Origin of the sequence: Streptomyces sp. TSRI0107, assembly GCF_001905845.1 — a bacterium.
Classification (GTDB): domain Bacteria; phylum Actinomycetota; class Actinomycetes; order Streptomycetales; family Streptomycetaceae; genus Streptomyces.
On record NZ_LIVZ01000009.1, the window covers coordinates 58,331 to 76,954 of the forward strand.

General features: G+C 72.6%; 12 protein-coding genes and 1 pseudogene. 6 read left to right on the forward strand and 7 right to left on the reverse strand.

Annotated features, from left to right (window positions below; genetic code table 11):
• Positions 1 to 4: 4 nt before the first annotated feature.
• From AMK31_RS24515 to AMK31_RS24525, 3 genes are all read right to left on the reverse strand, one after another.
• Positions 5 to 1,465 carry a glutamate synthase subunit beta gene (locus AMK31_RS24515; RefSeq protein WP_073942793.1) on the reverse strand — a complete coding sequence of 487 codons (1,461 nt, stop codon included), beginning with the start codon at positions 1,463 to 1,465 and terminating at the stop codon, positions 5 to 7.
• Positions 1,458 to 6,050, reverse strand: a complete 4,593-nt coding sequence (gltB, locus tag AMK31_RS24520) for a glutamate synthase large subunit (protein ID WP_073942794.1) — start codon at positions 6,048 to 6,050, stop codon at positions 1,458 to 1,460. The genes AMK31_RS24515 and gltB overlap by 8 nt, the downstream gene beginning before the upstream one ends.
• Positions 6,051 to 6,453: 403 nt before the next feature.
• A complete protein-coding gene (locus AMK31_RS24525; RefSeq protein ID WP_073942795.1) occupies positions 6,454 to 7,185 on the reverse strand; it encodes a VIT1/CCC1 transporter family protein in 732 nt (243 codons plus the stop codon).
• Between the two features lie 259 nt (positions 7,186 to 7,444).
• Here AMK31_RS24525 and AMK31_RS24530 point away from each other — a divergent pair.
• From AMK31_RS24530 to AMK31_RS24555, 6 genes and pseudogenes are all read left to right on the forward strand, one after another.
• Positions 7,445 to 8,428 (forward strand): annotated as a pseudogene (locus tag AMK31_RS24530) (ADP-ribosylglycohydrolase family protein); the annotation flags it as partial.
• On the forward strand, positions 8,344 to 9,774 hold the full coding sequence (locus AMK31_RS24535; protein ID WP_385312593.1) for an ADP-ribosylglycohydrolase family protein: 1,431 nt from the start codon (positions 8,344 to 8,346) through the stop codon (positions 9,772 to 9,774). The pseudogene AMK31_RS24530 and the gene AMK31_RS24535, both read left to right, overlap by 85 nt.
• A gap of 8 nt (positions 9,775 to 9,782) precedes the next feature.
• Positions 9,783 to 10,958, forward strand: coding sequence for an ADP-ribosylglycohydrolase family protein (locus AMK31_RS24540; protein WP_073942796.1), 1,176 nt, complete (start codon positions 9,783 to 9,785; stop codon positions 10,956 to 10,958).
• Positions 10,946 to 12,319: an ADP-ribosylglycohydrolase family protein gene (locus AMK31_RS24545; protein WP_073942797.1), complete on the forward strand. Its 1,374-nt coding sequence runs from the start codon at positions 10,946 to 10,948 to the stop codon at positions 12,317 to 12,319. Before AMK31_RS24540 ends, AMK31_RS24545 begins: the two co-directional genes overlap by 13 nt.
• A gap of 109 nt (positions 12,320 to 12,428) precedes the next feature.
• The gene (locus tag AMK31_RS24550; RefSeq protein ID WP_073942798.1) at positions 12,429 to 13,622 is read left to right on the forward strand and encodes a CaiB/BaiF CoA transferase family protein; all 1,194 of its coding nucleotides are present in this window, start codon (positions 12,429 to 12,431) and stop codon (positions 13,620 to 13,622) included.
• Positions 13,619 to 14,443 carry an HpcH/HpaI aldolase/citrate lyase family protein gene (locus AMK31_RS24555; RefSeq protein ID WP_073942799.1) on the forward strand — a complete coding sequence of 275 codons (825 nt, stop codon included), beginning with the start codon at positions 13,619 to 13,621 and terminating at the stop codon, positions 14,441 to 14,443. Before AMK31_RS24550 ends, AMK31_RS24555 begins: the two co-directional genes overlap by 4 nt.
• 76 nt (positions 14,444 to 14,519) lie before the next feature.
• Here AMK31_RS24555 and lgt read toward each other — a convergent pair whose 3' ends face one another.
• The 4 genes from lgt to trpB all read right to left on the reverse strand — a co-directional run bounded on the left by lgt (position 14,520) and on the right by trpB (position 18,567).
• Positions 14,520 to 15,488, reverse strand: coding sequence for a prolipoprotein diacylglyceryl transferase (lgt, locus tag AMK31_RS24560; protein ID WP_073942800.1), 969 nt, complete (start codon positions 15,486 to 15,488; stop codon positions 14,520 to 14,522).
• Between the two features lie 92 nt (positions 15,489 to 15,580).
• Positions 15,581 to 16,357, reverse strand: coding sequence for a thioredoxin domain-containing protein (locus AMK31_RS24565; RefSeq protein ID WP_073942801.1), 777 nt, complete (start codon positions 16,355 to 16,357; stop codon positions 15,581 to 15,583).
• Positions 16,358 to 16,471: 114 nt separating this feature from the next.
• A complete protein-coding gene (gene trpA, locus AMK31_RS24570; protein WP_073942802.1) occupies positions 16,472 to 17,287 on the reverse strand; it encodes a tryptophan synthase subunit alpha in 816 nt (271 codons plus the stop codon).
• The gene (trpB, locus tag AMK31_RS24575; RefSeq protein ID WP_073942803.1) at positions 17,284 to 18,567 is read right to left on the reverse strand and encodes a tryptophan synthase subunit beta; all 1,284 of its coding nucleotides are present in this window, start codon (positions 18,565 to 18,567) and stop codon (positions 17,284 to 17,286) included. Before trpB ends, trpA begins: the two co-directional genes overlap by 4 nt.
• Between the last annotated feature and the right edge of the window lie 57 nt (positions 18,568 to 18,624).

Genomic DNA, 18,624 nt, shown 5'->3' on the forward strand with positions numbered 1-18,624 from the left:
ACCGTCAGACGGTCAGGGCGCGGTCCGTCGGGCGGATCGGGGCCGGCAGGTCGCTGGCACCGGTCAGGAACCGGTCCACGCCGCGGGCGGCCGAGCGGCCCTCGGCGATCGCCCACACGATGAGCGACTGGCCGCGGCCCGCGTCACCGGCGACGAAGACACCCGGGACGTTGGTCTGGAAGTCGGCGTCGCGAGCGATGTTACCGCGCTCGTCGAGGTCCAGGCCGAACTGCTCGACCAGACCGTTCTCCCGGTCCGTGCCCGTGAAGCCCATCGCCAACGTCACCAGCTGGGCGGGGATCTTGCGCTCGGTGCCCGGCTTCTGGGTCAGCTTGCCGTCGACGAACTCGACCTCGACCAGGTGCAGCCACTGGACGTTGCCGTCCTCGTCGCCCTCGAAGTGGGTGGTGGAGACGGAGTAGACCCGCTCGCCGCCCTCCTCGTGCGCGGACGTGACCTTGTAGAGCATCGGGAAGGTCGGCCACGGCTGGTTCGCGTTCCGCTCCTCGCCCGGCCGCGGCATGATCTCCAGCTGCGTGACGGAGGCCGCGCCCTGGCGGTGGGCGGTGCCGACGCAGTCCGCGCCGGTGTCGCCGCCGCCGATGACCACGACGTGCTTGCCCTCGGCCGAGACCGGGGTGGTGACGTAGTCACCCTCCTGGACCTTGTTGGCCAGCGGCAGGTACTCCATCGCCTGGTAGACGCCCTTGAGCTCGCGCCCCGGCACCGGCAGGTCGCGCGCGGTCGTCGCGCCGACGGCCAGGACCACCGCGTCGTACCGCTTCTTCAGGTCGGTCGCCTTGAGGTCGCGGCCGATCTCGACGCCGGTACGGAAGCGGGTGCCCTCCGCGCGCATCTGCTCGATACGGCGGTTGATGTGCCGCTTCTCCATCTTGAACTCGGGGATGCCGTAGCGGAGGAGGCCTCCGACGCGGTCCGCGCGCTCGTAGACGGCGACGGTGTGGCCGGCGCGGGTCAGCTGCTGGGCGGCGGCCAGACCGGCCGGGCCCGAGCCGACGACGGCGACGGTCTTGCCGGACAGCCGCTCCGGGATCTGCGGGGCGACGTCACCGGTCTCCCACGCCTTGTCGATGATCGAGACCTCGACGTTCTTGATGGTGACCGCCGGCTGGTTGATGCCCAGCACACACGCCGACTCACAGGGAGCGGGGCACAGACGGCCCGTGAACTCCGGGAAGTTGTTCGTCGCGTGCAGCCGCTCGGAGGCGGCGCCCCAGTCCTCGCGGTAGGCGTAGTCGTTCCACTCGGGGATCAGGTTCCCCAGCGGACAGCCGTTGTGGCAGAACGGGATGCCGCAGTCCATGCACCGGCTGGCCTGCTTGCTGATGATCGGCAGCAGCGAGCCGGGGACGTAGACCTCGTTCCAGTCCCTGACGCGCTCCTCGACGGGGCGGGACTTGGCGACCTCGCGGCCGTGGTTCAGAAAGCCCTTCGGGTCAGCCATTGATCGCCGCCTCCATCATCTTCTCGGTGATCTCGGACTCGGAGAGACCGTCTCGCTCGGCGGCGTCCTTGGCGGCGAGCACTGCCTTGTACGTGCTGGGGATGATCTTGCTGAAGCGCTCCGCGGCGGAGTCCCACTCGGCGAGCAGCTTCTCGGCGACGGTCGAGCCCGTCTCCTCGTGGTGGCGGCGCACCACGTCGTGCAGCCACTGCTTGTCCGCGTCGTCCAGCGCCTCGACGGCGTCCAGGTTGCCGACGTTGACGTTGTCCCGGTCGAGGTCGATCACGTAGGCGACACCGCCGGACATGCCGGCCGCGAAGTTGCGGCCCGTCTCGCCGAGCACCACCGCGTGACCGCCGGTCATGTACTCGCAGCCGTGGTCGCCCACGCCCTCCGAGACGACCAGCGCGCCGGAGTTGCGGACGCAGAACCGCTCGCCGACCTTGCCGCGCAGGAACATCTCGCCGCCGGTGGCGCCGTAGCCGATGGTGTTGCCGGCGATGACGCTGTACTCGGCGAGGTGGTCGGCACCGCGGTCCGGGCGGACCACGATCCGGCCGCCGGAGAGGCCCTTGCCGACGTAGTCGTTGGCGTCGCCCTCCAGGCGCAGCGTGACACCGCGCGGGACGAAGGCGCCGAAGGACTGGCCGGCGGAGCCGGTGAAGGTGATGTCGATGGTGTCGTCGGGCAGGCCCGCGCCACCGAACTTCTTCGTCACCTCGTGGCCGAGCATGGTGCCGACCGTGCGGTTGATGTTGCGGATCGCGACCTGGGCGCGCACCGGCTGGGCGTCGGTGGCGTCCGAGGCGGCCAGGGCGTCCGCGGCGAGCTTGATCAGCTCGTTGTCGAGCGCCTTCTCCAGGCCGTGGTCCTGGGCGATCAGCTGGTGGCGGACCGCGCCCTCGGGCAGCTCGGGCACGTGGAACAGCGGCTCCAGGTCCAGGCCCTGCGCCTTCCAGTGGCTCACCGCGCGGGTCACGTCGAGGACCTCGGCGTGGCCGACGGCCTCCTCGATGGAGCGGAAGCCCAGCTCGGCGAGGAGCTCGCGGACCTCTTCGGCGATGTAGTTGAAGAAGTTGACGACGTACTCGGCCTTGCCGGAGAACCGGTCGCGCAGGACCGGGTTCTGGGTGGCGATGCCGACCGGGCAGGTGTCCAGGTGGCAGACGCGCATCATGACGCAGCCGGAGACGACGAGCGGCGCGGTCGCGAAACCGAACTCCTCGGCGCCGAGCAGCGCGGCGATGATCACGTCACGGCCGGTCTTCAGCTGGCCGTCGGTCTGCACCACGATCCGGTCGCGCAGGCCGTTGAGCAGCAGGGTCTGCTGGGTCTCGGCGAGGCCGAGCTCCCAGGGGCCGCCCGCGTGCTTCAGCGAGGTGAGCGGGGAGGCGCCGGTGCCGCCGTCGTGGCCGGAGATCAGCACCACGTCCGCGTGCGCCTTGGACACACCCGCCGCGACCGTGCCGACGCCGACCTCCGAGACCAGCTTGACGTGAATCCGCGCCTGCGGGTTCGCGTTCTTCAGGTCGTGGATCAGCTGGGCCAGGTCCTCGATGGAGTAGATGTCGTGGTGCGGCGGCGGGGAGATCAGGCCGACGCCCGGCGTCGAGTGACGGGTCTTGGCCACCCACGGGTAGACCTTGTGGCCGGGCAGCTGGCCGCCCTCGCCGGGCTTGGCGCCCTGGGCCATCTTGATCTGGATGTCGTCCGCGTTGACCAGGTACTCGGAGGTCACACCGAAGCGGCCGGAGGCGACCTGCTTGATGGACGACCGGCGCGCCGGGTCGTACAGGCGCTCCGGGTCCTCGCCGCCCTCACCGGTGTTGGACTTGCCGCCCAGCTGGTTCATGGCGATGGCGAGGGTCTCGTGCGCCTCCTTGGAGATGGAGCCGTACGACATGGCGCCGGTGGAGAAGCGCTTGACGATCTCGCTGGCCGGCTCGACCTCGTCGATGGAGATCGGCTGCCGGTCCGACTTGAAGCCGAACAGGCCGCGCAGCGTCATCAGCCGCTCGGACTGCTCGTTCACGCGCTCGGTGTACTTCTTGAAGATGTCGTAGCGACCGGTGCGCGTGGAGTGCTGGAGGCGGAAGACCGTCTCCGGGTCGAACAGGTGCGGCTCGCCCTCGCGGCGCCACTGGTACTCGCCGCCGATCTCCAGCGCGCGGTGCGCGGGAGCGATGCCGGAGGCCGGGTAGGCCTTGGCGTGGCGGGCGGCGACCTCCTTGGCGATCACGTCGATGCCGACGCCGCCGATCTTGGAGGCGGTGCCGTTGAAGTACTTCTCGACGAAGGCCTCCTCGAGGCCGACGGCCTCGAAGACCTGGGCGCCGCGGTAGGAGGCGACGGTCGAGATGCCCATCTTCGACATGACCTTCAGGACGCCCTTGCCGAGGGCGTAGATCAGGTTGCGGATGGCCTTCTCGGGCTCGATGCCGGGCAGGAAGGTGCCCGCGCGGACCAGGTCCTCGACGGACTCCATCGCCAGGTACGGGTTGACCGCGGCGGCGCCGTAGCCGATCAGCAGGGCGACGTGGTGGACCTCGCGGACGTCACCGGCCTCGACCAGCAGGCCCACGTGGGTGCGCTGCTTGGTGCGGATGAGGTGGTGGTGGACGGCCGCGGTGAGCAGCAGCGACGGGATCGGCGCGTGCTCGGCGTCCGAGTGGCGGTCCGACAGGACGATCAGCCGGGCGCCGTTCTCGATGGCGGCGTCGGCCTCGGCGCAGATCTCCTCGATGCGCGCGGCGAGGGCGTCACCGCCGCCGGAGACCCGGTACAGGCCGGAGAGGGTCGCGGCCTTCATGCCGGGCATGTCGCCGTCGGCGTTGATGTGGATGAGCTTGGCCAGCTCGTCGTTGTCGATGACCGGGAAGGGCAGCACGACGGACCGGCAGGACGCGGCGGTCGGGTCGAGCAGGTTGCCCTGCGGGCCCAGCGAGGAGCGCAGCGAGGTGACCAGCTCTTCGCGGATCGCGTCCAGCGGCGGGTTGGTGACCTGCGCGAACAGCTGGGTGAAGTAGTCGAAGAGCAGCCGGGGGCGCTCGGAGAGGGCGGCGATCGGCGAGTCGGTGCCCATCGAACCGATCGGCTCGGCGCCGCTCTTGGCCATGGGGGCCAGGATGACGCGCAGCTCCTCCTCGGTGTAGCCGAAGGTCTGCTGGCGGCGGGTGACCGAGGCGTGGGTGTGCACGATGTGCTCGCGCTCGGGCAGGTCGCCCAGCTCGATCTCGCCGGCTTCCAGCCATTCGGCGTAGGGCTGCTCGGCGGCGAGCTGCGCCTTGATCTCGTCGTCCTCGATGATGCGGTGCTCGGCGGTGTCGACGAGGAACATCTTGCCGGGCTGGAGGCGGCCCTTGCGGACGACCTTGGCGGGGTCGATGTCGAGGACGCCGACCTCGGAGCCGAGCACGACGAGGCCCTCGTCGGTGACCCAGTAGCGGCCGGGGCGCAGACCGTTGCGGTCGAGCACGGCGCCGACCTGGGTGCCGTCGGTGAAGGTGACACAGGCCGGGCCGTCCCAGGGCTCCATCATCGTGGAGTGGTACTGGTAGAAGGCGCGCCGGGCCGGGTCCATGGAGTCGTGGTTCTCCCACGCCTCCGGGATCATCATCAGCACGGAGTGCGGCAGCGAACGGCCGCCGAGGTGCAGCAGCTCCAGGACCTCGTCGAAGGAGGCGGAGTCGGAGGCGTCCGGGGTGCAGATCGGGAAGACGCGGTCCAGCTCGCGCTCGCCGAACAGGTCCGAGACCAGCTGCGACTCGCGGGCGCGCATCCAGTTGCGGTTGCCCTTGACGGTGTTGATCTCACCGTTGTGCGCGACGAACCGGTACGGGTGGGCGAGCGGCCACGACGGGAAGGTGTTCGTGGAGAACCGGGAGTGCACGAGCGCGATCGCGGAGGCGAAGCGGCGGTCGGACAGGTCCGGGAAGAAGGGCTCCAGCTGGCCGGTGGTCAGCATGCCCTTGTAGACGATGGTCCGCGCGGACAGCGACGGGAAGTAGACGCCGACCTCGCGCTCGGCGCGCTTGCGCAGCGCGAACGCCTTGCGGTCCAGGGCGATGCCCGTGCTGGTGCCGTCGGCGACGAAGATCTGCCGGAAGGCGGGCATGGTCGAGCGGGCGGTGGCGCCGAGCAGGTCGGGGGCGACCGGGACCTCACGCCAGCCGAGGACGTCCAGGCCCTCCTCGCCGGCGATCGTCTCGATACGCGAGACGGCGTCGGCGGTGCCGTCCTCCGGCAGGAAGGCGGTGCCGACGGCGTAGGCGCCGGCCTCGGGCAGCTGGAATCCGGCCACCTCGCGGAAGAAGGCGTCCGGCACCTGCGACAGGATGCCCGCACCGTCGCCGGAGTCCGGCTCGGAGCCGGTGGCGCCGCGGTGCTCGAGGTTCCGCAGGACGGTGAGGGCCTGCTCGACCAGCGTGTGGGACGCCTCGCCGGTGAGGGTGGCGACGAAGCCGACGCCACAGGCGTCGCGCTCGTTGCGGGGGTCGTACATACCCTGCGCAGCAGGGCGAGCATCCATGAAGGACCAGTTCTGGCCATTCGCGGAGTGCTGGGACGGCTGGCGCGGCGTACGCATCGGCTCTCCCGTCGTCGTCATGTGGCTGGTGGTACCTCCCAGGCCCGAAAGGCTCTGGGGGAGCTGCCGAGGGACGACGTTGGCCCTCTGCGAGATCTGCGATGAGATCAAAATTTCGTGCAGGTTACATGATGGAGCGGTTCTCGGGAACCGGATACTCCGTTCCAGCATGCGGACACCGCGGTGGCGGCGAGTGCCGCGCTCGGCGGCGGAAAGTATGGGGGACCGGTGCGAACAGATCGGTGTCCGACGGCCCGAAGGCGGGGTCAGCAGCGTCGCTCACCCCGCGGTGCGCCGCGGGCGTCATTGCCCGCAGCGCTTACGGCTCATGCCCGCTGGTCACGTATCCGAAACCAACGAGTAACGGCTACTTATGCGGCCCATCGCATAAGTTCCAGCCGGGTCATCCTACGGCCACTCCGAACGCCATGCCCAGGACGTACGTCACACCGGCCGCCGCGCCACCCAGGGCGAGCTGCCGCAAACCGCTGAACCACCAGCTGCGCGCGGTCACCTTGGCCACCACCGCGCCGCACAGGAACAGCCCGAGCAGCGCCAGCAGCACGGCCGGCCACAGGGCGCTCGCCCCGAGCAGGTACGGCAGTACGGGAAGCAGGGCGCCCAGCGCGAAGGAGCCGAAGCTCGACACCGCGGCGACCATCGGCGACGGCAGGTCACCGGGGTCGATGCCCAGCTCCTCGCGGGCGTGGATCTCCAGGGCCTGCTCGGGATCCCTGGACAGCTGCCGGGCCACGTCCCGCGCCAGATCGGGATCCACGCCCCGGGACACGTACAGCGCGGCCAGCTCGGCCTCCTCGTCCTTGGGGTGCTTGCGCAGCTCGCGCCGCTCCACGTCCAGCTCCGCCTCGACCAGCTCGCGCTGGGAGGCCACGGACGTGTACTCGCCGGCCGCCATGGAGAACGCGCCGGCGGCGAGCCCCGCGAGCCCGCTCAGCACCACGGTGTGCTGACTCGCCGCACCGCCCGCGACACCGGTCATCAGAGCGAGGTTGGAGACCAGGCCGTCCATCGCGCCGAAGACGGCGGGGCGCAGCCAGCCGCCGTTGACGTCCCGGTGGGTGTGGTTGTCGCGGTGCGCCTCGTGCAGCGGCGCCTCGGTCTCGATGATGGCCATGAGGGCCCCCCAGAAAGCTTATTTGGACTGCTTCTACTTTTCGACAACGCCCACGTTACGTCGCGAAATTCCCTCCCGCCAGCAAGGAAAGGCTGGGCTAACCTGCGGTTTTACCTCCTTCCGCTCAACCGTGCGAGGGCCTGCACATATGTCGACCGGGTGACGCTGAGCTGCCTGAGGCTGCGCCGCACACCGCGCCGGGGGACAGTTCCGCAAAGGGCTCCGCGCCGTCTCGGCGCCCTTGAGAGGAGAGGCCCGTATGGCATCGATCGCCTGCACTCCCTCGGTCCCGGCGCCCGGCGACGCCGCCGAGTTCCGCGAACGGGCACGCGGCGCGCTGCTCGGGCTCGCCGTCGGGGACGCGCTCGGCGCGCCGGCCGAGAACATGAAGCCGTCGGAGATCCGCGCCCGCTGGGGCCGCATCACCGGCTACGTCACCGACACCCCGTCCGGCACGGACGACACCGAGTACGCGATCTTCTCGGGCCTCCTCCTGGCCCGGCACGGCTCCGCGCTCACCCCGGCCCATGTGGAGGCCGCCTGGCACGAGTGGATCGCCGACCGTGCCGAGGGCCCCTTCCGGGGCGCCGGCTTCAGCGAACGCGGCACCCTGGAGAACCTGCGCCGGGGCCTGGCCGCCCCCATCTCCGCCCAGCACCGGCACGCCTGGAGCGACGGTCTGGCCATGCGCGCGGCCCCCTTCGGCGTCTTCGCGGCCGGCCGCCCCGCCGAAGCCGCCCGCCTGGTGGCGATCGACGGTTCCGTCAGCCACGACGGCGAGGGCATCTACGGCGGCCAGGCCGTCGCCGCGGGCGTCGCGGCGGCGATGGCCGGCGCCCCGACGATCGCGGTGGTGGCCTCGGCCCTCGCCGTGGTCCCGGACGACTCCTGGACGGCCCGGTCGCTGCGCCGGGCCGTGACCGTGGCCCACCGGGGCGAACGCGCGGTCCGCTCCGCGGTCGTCATCGGCGGCTACCCCTGGACCGACCTCGCCCCCGAGGCGGTGGCCCTGGCGTTCGGCGCGTACGCCGCCGCCGACGGCGACTTCAAGGAGGCCGTCCTGACCGCCGTCAACATGGGCCGCGACGCCGACACCACGGCCGCGGTCGCGGGCGCCCTCGCCGGGGCGACCCAGGGCGTGTCGGCCATCCCCGCCGACTGGGCGTCGGCGATCGGCCCGGCCCGCGGCAGCTGCCTGCCGTCGATGGCGGGCCACCACGTCCTGGACGTGGCGGACCTGCTGACCGCGAAGACGACGGAGAGGGCGACGGACAGGGCGACGGAGACGGTGACGGAGAAGACGCCGGAGGTGACGCGGTGACGCCCCCGGCCCCGTGGGACGACGCAGCGGTTCTCCAGGACCGCCTGGAATCCGCACCCGCCGACGGCGCGAGCCCCCCACTGGGGCCGCCCGCACCCGACGACGAAACCCGCACGGGCGGTGCGAGTGGGAGCGAACGGGCCGAAGGCGAAGCCGGGGCCCGGATCGAAGGCCTCCTGCTCGGCCTCGCCGCAGGCGACGCCGCCGGCTGGCCCGCCGCCCGCCACCGCGCCGCCCGCATGCCCGACTGGACCCGCCGCCTCACCCGCGAGCTGGACACCTTCGCCGAGCACAACGCGACCACCACGCTCCCCGTCCCCATCGCCCTGAACCAGCCCCCGGAACCCCTCCGCCTCGGCCCCTCCGACGACGCCGAGTGGGCGGCGTTCGCCGCCGAGGCGGTCCTGCGGGCCGGCGACGACACCGCCCTCGGCGACCTCAGCCGGGACCGCCGGATGCGCGCGGCGATCGACCTCACCTGGAACGCGGTCGCGAGCGAGGTCGCCGCGGCGGCGGAACGCGCCCCCGAGGTCGAGTCCGCCGTACTCCCGCTGCGCGCCCGCATCTCGGTCCGGGCGGGTCTCGGCAACCTCGCCGCCGGCCTGCGTCCGCCCGCCACCGGCCACGACAACCCGCACTACTTCGACGACGCGGCCTGCGTCCGCGCCTGCGTGCTGGCCGTAGCGCACGCCGGCGACCCCCAGGGCGCCGCCGGCCTCGCCGAGTTCGACGCCCGCTACACCCAGGACGGCGACGGCGTGCACGGCGCCCGCGCGATGGCCGCGGCGGTGGCCGTCGCGCTGACCGGCGCGGACCCGCGGGCCTGTGCGTCGGCGGCGCTCGCCGAACTGCCGGCGGAGACGGAGATCGGCCGCAACGCCCGGCACGCCCTGGCCCTGGCGGACGAGGCCGACGGCGCCTTCGCGCTGGTACCGCTGCTGGAGCACCAGATCGTCGACCACGTCTACAGCTACGGCATCGCCGCCGCCGAGACCGTCCCGGTGGCGCTGGCGCTCGCCGTCGCCGCGCGGGGCCGGATCGCCGAGGCGATCCCCGCGGCGGCCTGTCTGTCCCGGGTCGCCGACTCCGCCCCGGCCCTCGTCGGCGCCCTGACCGGAGCGCTGGGCGGCGGCGCGGCGGTCCCCGCGTCGTGGCGGGACGCCTGCCGGGTGCTGTCCGGCTGTGTGCTGCCCCGGCTCACCGGCACCGACCTGGTGGAACTCGCCGAACTCCTGGAAGCGGCACAACCGGCCCCTCCAGGAGGATGATTCGGGGCATGACGCCCAAAGGAGAAGAAAGCCGAGCGGAGTCCCTGGCCGAGCGGATCACCGGCGCACTGGTCGGCGCCGCCGTCGGCGACGCGCTCGGCGGCCCGGTGGAGGGCTACTCCCCCGACCAGATCCTCGAACGCCACGGCGGCCGCGTCCACGGCGTCGTCGGCCCCTGGAACGGCGACGCCTGGCGCACCGCCCGCCCCATCGCCCCGTACCACAAGGGCGACGGACACGTCACCGACGACACCTTGATGACCCACGCCCTGGTCCGGGTCTACGCCCGGGTCCGCGACCATCTGGACGCCTACGCGATCGCCGAGCACCTGGTCCCGGACCTGATGACGACACCGCGCTGGATCCCCGAACTGGAGGCCGAGGCACTGCCGTTGCACCGCGTCTTCCTGGCGGAGAAATGGCTCGTGACGAGACTCCACTACGGCCATGCCGACCCGCGCGAGGCGGGCGTCGGCAACATCGTCAACTGCGGGGCCGCGATGTACATGGCGCCGGTCGGCCTGGTCAACGCGGCCCATCCGGCGGGCGCGTACGCGGAGGCGCTGGACGTCGCGGGCGCCCACCAGTCGTCGTACGGCAGGGAGGCGGCCGGGGTCTTCGCGGCGGCGGTCGCCGCGGCCTGCGCCCCGGACGCGACCCCGGACTCGGTGGTGGCGGCCTGTCTGTCGCTGGCGAAGGACGGCACACGGACGGCGATCGAGCGGGTCTGCGAGACCGCCGCCCGGCACGGCGACTTCGAGTCGGCGCTGGTGCCGCTGCGGGAGGCGGTGGCCCCGTACGACACGGTGGGCCCCGACTACCGGGCCCCCTCCCTGGGCGCCCGCCGCCCCTCCCGGCTGCACGCGATCGAGGAACTGCCCATCGCGCTGGGCATGTTGCTGGTCGCGGACGGGGACTACCGGCACGCGGTCCTCGGGTCGGTCAACTACGGCCGTGACTGCGACTCCATCGCGACCATGGCCGGGGCGCTGGCCGGCGCGCTGGGCTCGCCGGTCCCGGAGGACTGGGCGAAGACGGTCGCCGAGGCCAGCCGCCTCGACCTGCACGAACCCGCCCGCGTCCTCACCGAGGTGACCCGGGAGGTCTTCGCCCGTGACGTACGGCGCCGCCGCGACCACGAGGCGGCGTTCGCCGCGCTGGGAGGTGCCGGATGCTCCGACTGACCTGGGTCCAGCCGGAGGACCTGCTCGGCCACGAACTCCGCCAGGCCGCCCTGGACGGCCGTGAGCCGTCGGCGATCGCCGAACGCTGGAAGGCGGCGGGCGGCTGCGAGGCCCCCGCCCGCGCCGGCGCCTCCCCCGAACCCGCGTCCCGCTATCTGCGTCTGCTCGCGGAGGACCTGCTCGACGAACTGGCCGACCTGCCCAGCAGGTTGGCGGACCAGGAACCGACCGACCTGGGCCGGATCACCGCCCTGTGCCCCGACTGGCCGTCCACGCCGACCACCGCACCCGCGCCTCCGGACGCCCTGCTCCCCCGGCTGCACGCCGCCTGGCTGGGCCGGGCCGTGGGCTGTCTGCTCGGCAAACCCGTCGAGAAGCTCCCCCTCGACGGCATCCGCCAGATCGCCCACGCCACCGGCAACTGGCCCCTCACCACGTACTTCACCGCCCGGGGCCTGCCCGACGACCTCGCCGCGAAGTACCCGTGGAACCGCCGCTCGGCCACCACCTCGCTCGCCGAGAACATCGACGGCATGCCCGAGGACGACGACCTCAACTACCCGCTGCTGAACCTGCTTCTGCTGCGCCGCCACGGCCGGGGCTTCACCACCGACGACGTTGCCGCCCTCTGGCTCGACGCACTCCCCGCGGGCCGCGCCTTCACCGCCGAGCGCGTCGCCTACCGCAACCTGCTCTGCGGTCTGGAACCCCCGCGCACGGCCCGCCACCGCAACCCGTTCCGCGAGTGGATCGGCGCGCTGATCCGCGCCGACGTGCACGGCTGGACCAACCCCGGCGACCCGGCCCGCGCCGCCGCCCAGGCCCACCGCGACGCCACCCTCACCCACACCGCCAACGGGGTCTACGCGGCGATGTTCACGGCCGCCGTCATCGCCTGCGCCGCCACCGGGACGTACGACGTCCACACCTGCCTGCGCACCGGCCTCACCGTGGTCCCGCCGCGCTCCCGGCTCGCCGGGGCCGTCCGCCACGCCGTCCGGCTGGCGCGGACCACACCGGACTTCGACACGGTCGTGGACGAACTCCACGCCACCCACGCCGCCCGCCACCACTGGGTGCACGCCGTCCCCAACACCGCCCTGATCGCCGCCGCGCTCACCCACGCCGACGGCGACTTCACCGGCTCCGTGTGCCGCACGGTGTCCGGCGGCTGGGACACCGACTCCAACGGCGCCACGGCCGGCAGCGTCGCCGCCCTCCTCGCCGGGCACCCGGACGCCCTGCCCGAGCGCTGGACGGCCCCGCTGAAGAACCGCCTGGCCACCTCCGTCGCCGGGTTCGACGGCACCGGCTTCGACACCCTGGCCCAGCTCACCCTCCAGGAGGCAACCCGCCCATGACCCATATCGCCGTCCTCGGCAGGACGAACATGGACCTCGTCGCCTACGTCGAGAAGGGCGCGTCGGCGTCGATGCCGTCCCGCCAGGAGATCGAGGCCGGGTTCACCTCATGACCCAGGCACCCCCGCTGACCGGTCTGCGCGTCCTCGACCTCGCCACCCTGTTCGCCGGCCCGCTCGCCGCCACCCTCCTCGGCGACTTCGGCGCGGACGTCGTCAAGGTCGAGCACCCCACCCGGCCCGACCCGTCCCGCGGCCACGGCCCCTCCAAGGACGGGGTGGGCCTGTGGTGGAAGCTCCTCGGCCGCAACAAGCGCACCATCACCCTCGACCTGTCCAAGCCCGGCGGCCGCGCCACCCTGCTGCGGCTGGCCGCGACCGCCGACGTCGTCGTCGAGAACTTCCGCCCCGGCACCCTGGAGAAGTGGGACCTCGGCTGGCCCGAGCTGTCCGCCGCCAGCCCGCGGCTGGTGCTGGCCCGGGTCACCGGCTTCGGCCAGTTCGGGCCGTACGCCCGCCGCCCCGGCTTCGGCACCCTCGCCGAGGCGATGAGCGGCTTCGCCGCGATCACCGGCGAGCCGGACGCGCCGCCGACGCTCCCGCCGTTCGGCCTCGCCGACTCGATCGCCGGGCTGGCGACGGCGTACGCCGTGATGACCGCGCTCGCCGCCCGCGAGCACACCGGCGAGGGCCAGGTCGTCGACATGGCGATCATCGAGCCGATCCTGACCGTCCTCGGCCCGCATCCGCTCTGGTACGACCAGCTGGGTCACGTCCAGCCGCGCACCGGCAACCGCTCCCAGAACAACGCGCCGCGCAACACCTACCGCACGGCGGACGGCACCTGGGTCGCCGTCTCCACCTCCGCCCAGTCCGTCGCCGAGCGGGTGATGCGGCTGGTCGGCCGCCCCGAGCTGATCGCCGAACCCTGGTTCGCCACGGGCGCCGACCGCGCCCGCCACACCGACGTCCTCGACGAGGCGGTCGGCAGCTGGATCGCCCGGCACACCCGCGCCGAGGTCATGGACGCCTTCGAGAAGGCGGAGGCGGCCATCGCCCCCATCCAGGACGTACGGGACGTGATGACCGACCCGCAGTACGCCGCCCTCGACACCGTCACCACCGTCGACGATCCCGAGCTGGGCCCGCTGCGCATGCAGAACGTCCTCTTCCGGCTGTCCGCGACCCCCGGCGCGATCCGCTGGGCCGGCCGCCCGCACGGCGCGGACACCGACGCGGTCCTCACCGAACTGGGCCTGACCCCGGACGAACTGGCCGCGCTGCGCGCGGAGGGCGCGCTGTGATCCCGCTGACCTGGCTGTACGCCCCCGGCGACCATCCCCGCACCGTCGCCAAGGCCCTCGTCAGCGGCGCGGACGTGGTGATCGTCGACCTGGAGGACGCGGTCGCCCCGGACCGCAAGGAGTACGCCCGTACGGCCACCGCCGAGCTGCTCGCCGAGCCGCAGCCGGTGCCGGTCCACGTCCGGGTCAACGCCCTCGACGGTCCGCTCGCCGCGGCCGACCTGCGGGCGATGGCCGGTCTGCCCGGGGTGTCGGGGCTGCGCCTGCCGAAGGTGACCGCGCCCGGGCAGATCGTGCGGATCGCCGAGCACGCGGCACCCGCCGAGGGCGGGGCCCCCGCGCTGTACGCCCTCCTGGAGTCGGCCCTCGGCGTGGAGCACGCCTTCGCCATCGCCGCCGCCCACCCCGCGCTGCGCGGTATCGCGCTCGGCGAGGCGGACCTGCGGGCCGACCTCGGGGTACGGGACGACGCGGGCCTGGAGTGGCCGCGCTCCCGGGTGGTCGTCGCGGCCCGCGCGGCCGGCCTGCCGCCCCCGGCCCAGTCGGTCCATCCCGACACCCGGGACCTGAAGGGCCTGGCCGCCTCCTGCGCCCACGGCCGCGCGCTCGGCTTCCTGGGCCGCGCGGCCATCCACCCCCGGCAGCTGCCCATCATCGAACGGGCCTACCTCCCCACCCACGAGGAGATCGAGCAGGCGGAGACCGTCCTGAAGGCGGCGGCCCTGGAGCGGGGCGCCCAGGCGCTGGAGGACGGCACCTTCATCGACGCGGCGGTGGTGGTGGCGGCGCAGCGGACCCTGGCACTGGCCCACCGGCTCTGATCGCCGGCGGCCGGCGCGGACGCCGAGAGGGCGCCCGGAAGATCTCCCGGCGCCCTCGGTGACGTGGGAGCCGCCGTCAGCTCTGCTTCGCCGACCCGGCCTCGTCCTTCGCTTCCGCGTCCTTGCCCTCGGCGTCCGTGTCCTTGCCCTCGGCCTCGGCGTCCTCGGTCCCGGCGTCGCCGCCGTCCTCGGTCTTCGCCGCCGTGTCACCGTCGCCGTCCGACGGCTGCGCCCCCGGCTCCACGACGTCCTCACGGCCGGGCCGCTTCTTCGCCGACAGCACGATGTAGGTGACGGCGAGCAGGAAGACGACCAGCGCGGTCCAGTTGTTCAGGCGCAGGCCCAGGATCTCGTGGGCGTCGTCCACGCGCATGTACTCGATCCAGAACCGGCCCGCGCAGTACGCGGCGACGTACAGCGCGAACGCGCGGCCATGGCCCAGCTTGAAGCGCCGGTCGGCCCAGATCACCAGCAGGGCGACGCCGACGCACCACAGGGACTCGTACAGGAACGTCGGGTGGTAGTAGCCGGGCATCCGGCCGTCCGCGGTGGAGGTGATGTGCAGCGCCCACGGCAGGTCGGTCTCCCGGCCGTACAGCTCCTGGTTGAACCAGTTGCCCCAGCGGCCGATGGCCTGCGCGAAGGCGATGCCCGGGGCGACGGCGTCGGCGTAGGCGGGCAGCGGGATGCCGCGGCGGCGGCAGCCGATCCACGCGCCCAGCGCGCCGAAGGCGATGGCGCCCCAGATGCCGAGTCCGCCCTCCCAGATCTTGAAGGCGTCCACCCAGTCACGGCCCTCGCTGAAGTACAGCTGATAGTCCGTGATCACGTGGTACAGCCGGCCGCCGATCAGGCCGAACGGCACCGCCCAGACCGCGATGTCGGCGACCGTGCCGGCCCGCCCGCCGCGGGCGATCCAGCGTTTGTTGCCGAGCCAGACGGCAACGAACACGCCGATGATGATGCAGAACGCGTAGCCGCGCAGCGGAACGGGTCCGAGGTGGATCACCCCGCGCGACGGGCTGGGAATGTAGGCAAGTTCCATGGCAAGGTCGACGCTACCGTGCCGGACCGGCCCGGCGACGGGCAGCCCGGCTACGGGTCCATAACGGGCGGTCGCCCGGCGTCATTTCCCGGTCACGACTTCGCGGCCTGCTGCACCTGCTGCTTCAGCTTGGCCGGGGTCATCGTCTGGTCGTCGAAGATGTTCTTGCCGTTGAGCAGCACGGTCGGGGTGCCCCGGAAGCCGCCGTTGCTGAACGCCTGGGCGGACTTGTCGACCCAGCTGTCGTGGGTGCCGTCCTCGACGCACTTTCTGAACGCGGGCGTGTCGAGACCGTCGACCTTGCCCGCCAGCTCGATCAGCTTGTCCGTCTTGGCGAACGCGTCGTCGGTCTCGGGGGGCTGGTTGTCGAACAGCACGTCGTGGTAGGCGACGAACTTGCCGGCGTCCTGGGCGCAGGCCGCGGCGTTGGCGGCGGTCCGGGAGCCGCTGCCGCCCATGTTGCCGTCGATGATCGTGGCCAGGCGGTAGTCGACCTTGAGCTGTCCGGCGTCCGTCAGCTCGTGGACCGTCTGCCGGTACGTCGTCTCGAAGGACTTGCAGGCCGGGCAGCGGAAGTCCTCCCAGACGGTGAGCGTCGACTTGGCGCCGCTCTCGCCGACCGGGATGACGAGGCTGTCCTCGCCGTTGGCGCCCGAGGGGGCCACGACCGGGCCCGCGCTGTCGCCGCCGTCGTCCTTGCCGGCGTTGGCGGCGACCACGCCGATCACCGCCGCGAGGCCCAGGACGCAGACGACGCTCGCGCCCACGATCAGCGCCCGCCGTCGCCTCTCCGCGTTCCTCTGCTTCGCGCGCTCCGCCGCCAGCCGCTCTCGGGCCGTGCGCTTTCCGTCACGGTTGTTCTCGCTCACACCCGCAGAACGAACCGGGGAGACGCAGCGCGCCTCCCCGGCTCCAGGACCACCCGTTCGAGCGACCCGTACGACGATCGCTCTGTTACTCCCGGCGAGTCACCCGGGCGACCGTCACGCCTGTCGGCGCACGCCCCGCGCGAGCTCACCGGCGAGCGCGCGGACGGCCTCCACGCCGGCCGCGTCGTCCGGGGCGTCCAGCATCCGCTTGACGAACGCCGAGCCGACGATCACGCCGTCGGCGAAGCCGGCCACCTCGGCGGCCTGCGCGGCGTTGGAGACGCCGAGGCCGACGCAGACCGGCAGCTCGGTGGTGGCGCGGGTGCGCTCCACCAGGTTCTGCGCCTGCGTGCCGACCGACTCGCGGGTGCCCGTGACACCCATCAGCGAGGCGGCGTAGACGAAACCGCTGCCCGCCGCGGTGATCTCGGCGAGCCGCTTGTCCTTGCTGCTGGGCGCCACCACGAAGACGGTCGCGAGACCGTGCTTCTCGGCGTGCTCCCGCCACAGGGCGGACTCCTGGACGGGCAGGTCGGGCAGGATGCAGCCCGCGCCGCCCGCCTCGGCCAGTTCGGCGGTGAACCGCTCGACGCCGTAGCGGTCGATGGGGTTCCAGTACGTCATGACGAGGATCGGCTTGCCGGTGGCCTGGTGGGTCTCCCGGACGGTCCGCATCACATCGGCGATCCTCACGCCGCCGCGCAGGGCGATGTCGTCGGCGGTCTGGATGACCGGGCCGTCGAGGACGGGGTCGCTGTGCGGCAGGCCGACCTCCACGACGTCGGCGCCGCCGTCGAGGGCGGCCTTGATCGCCTCGATGCCGCCGTCCACGGTCGGGAACCCGGCCGGGAGGTAGGCGATGAGGGCGGAGCGGCCCTCGGCCTTCGCCGCGGCGAGCGTGTCGGTCAGCAGCTGGACGTTCCCGCTCACTTGGCGTCCCCCTCGATCTCGGCGACGTCGGCGGCGTCGGCCGCGACCTCGGCGTCGGTGTCGTACAGGCCGAAGTAGCGCGCGGCGGTGTCCATGTCCTTGTCGCCGCGGCCGGACAGGTTGACCACGATCAGCCCGTCCGGGCCCAGTTCCCGGCCGACCTCCAGGGCGCCGGCCAGGGCGTGGGCGCTCTCGATGGCGGGGATGATGCCCTCGGTGCGGGACAGCAGGCGCAGTGCCTGCATGGCCGCGTCGTCGGTGACCGCGCGGTACTCGCCGCGGCCGCTGTCCTTGAGGTACGAGTGTTCGGGGCCGATGCCCGGGTAGTCCAGGCCGGCCGAGATGGAGTACGGCTCGGTGATCTGGCCCTCGTCGTCCTGGAGGACGTAGGAGCGGGAGCCGTGCAGGATGCCGGGCTCGCCGGCGGTCAGGGTCGCCGCGTGCTCGCCGGTCTCGACGCCGTGCCCGGCGGGTTCGCAGCCGATGAGGCGGACGCCCTCGTCCGGGATGAAGGCGTGGAACAGGCCGATCGCGTTGGAGCCGCCGCCGACGCAGGCGATGGCGGCGTCCGGCAGGCGTCCGGCGCGCTCCAGGAGCTGGCGGCGGGCCTCGACGCCGATGACGCGGTGGAAGTCGCGGACCATGGCCGGGAAGGGGTGGGGGCCGGCGACCGTGCCGAACAGGTAGTGGGTGTGGTCGACGTTGGCGACCCAGTCGCGGAACGCCTCGTTGATGGCGTCCTTCAGGGTGCGGCTGCCGGACTTCACGGCGATGACCTCGGCGCCGAGCATGCGCATCCGGGCCACGTTGAGGGCCTGGCGCTGCGTGTCGATCTCGCCCATGTAGATGGTGCAGTCGAGGCCGAACAGGGCGCAGGCGGTGGCGGTGGCCACGCCGTGCTGGCCGGCGCCGGTCTCGGCGATGACGCGGGTCTTGCCCATGCGCTTGGTGAGCAGGGCCTGGCCGAGCACGTTGTTGATCTTGTGGGAGCCGGTGTGGTTCAGGTCCTCGCGCTTGAGGAAGATCCGGGCACCGCCGGCGTGCTCGGCGAACCGCGGCACCTCGGTCAGGGCGCTGGGACGGCCGGTGTAGTTGACGAGCAGATCGTCGAGTTCACGGGCGAACTCGGGGTCGTTCTTGGCCTTGTCGAACTCCACGGCCACCTCGTCGACCGCCGCGACGAGGGCTTCCGGGATGAACTTGCCGCCGAACGCGCCGAAGTAGCCGTCCGCGCTCGGAACCTGGCCCTCCGGATCGGGGATGAAGAAGTTGCTGGGCATGCTTGAGCCTCACGGTGAGTGTGGTGAAGAGACACTGTTCGCCGTGGGGGCGGGGCT

Bases quoted from the DNA above. Each gene is read 5' to 3' on its own strand.
- lgt (WP_073942800.1), bottom strand. From the start codon at position 15,488: ATGGAACTTGCCTACATTCCCAGCCCGTCGCGCGGGGTGATCCACCTC.
- gltB (WP_073942794.1), bottom strand. From the start codon at position 6,050: ATGCGTACGCCGCGCCAGCCGTCCCAGCACTCCGCGAATGGCCAGAAC.
- AMK31_RS24550 (WP_073942798.1), top strand. From the start codon at position 12,429: ATGACCCAGGCACCCCCGCTGACCGGTCTGCGCGTCCTCGACCTCGCC.
- AMK31_RS24515 (WP_073942793.1), bottom strand. From the start codon at position 1,465: ATGGCTGACCCGAAGGGCTTTCTGAACCACGGCCGCGAGGTCGCCAAG.
- AMK31_RS24545 (WP_073942797.1), top strand. From the start codon at position 10,946: ATGCTCCGACTGACCTGGGTCCAGCCGGAGGACCTGCTCGGCCACGAA.
- trpB (WP_073942803.1), bottom strand. From the start codon at position 18,567: ATGCCCAGCAACTTCTTCATCCCCGATCCGGAGGGCCAGGTTCCGAGC.
- AMK31_RS24540 (WP_073942796.1), top strand. From the start codon at position 9,783: ATGACGCCCAAAGGAGAAGAAAGCCGAGCGGAGTCCCTGGCCGAGCGG.
- AMK31_RS24525 (WP_073942795.1), bottom strand. From the start codon at position 7,185: ATGGCCATCATCGAGACCGAGGCGCCGCTGCACGAGGCGCACCGCGAC.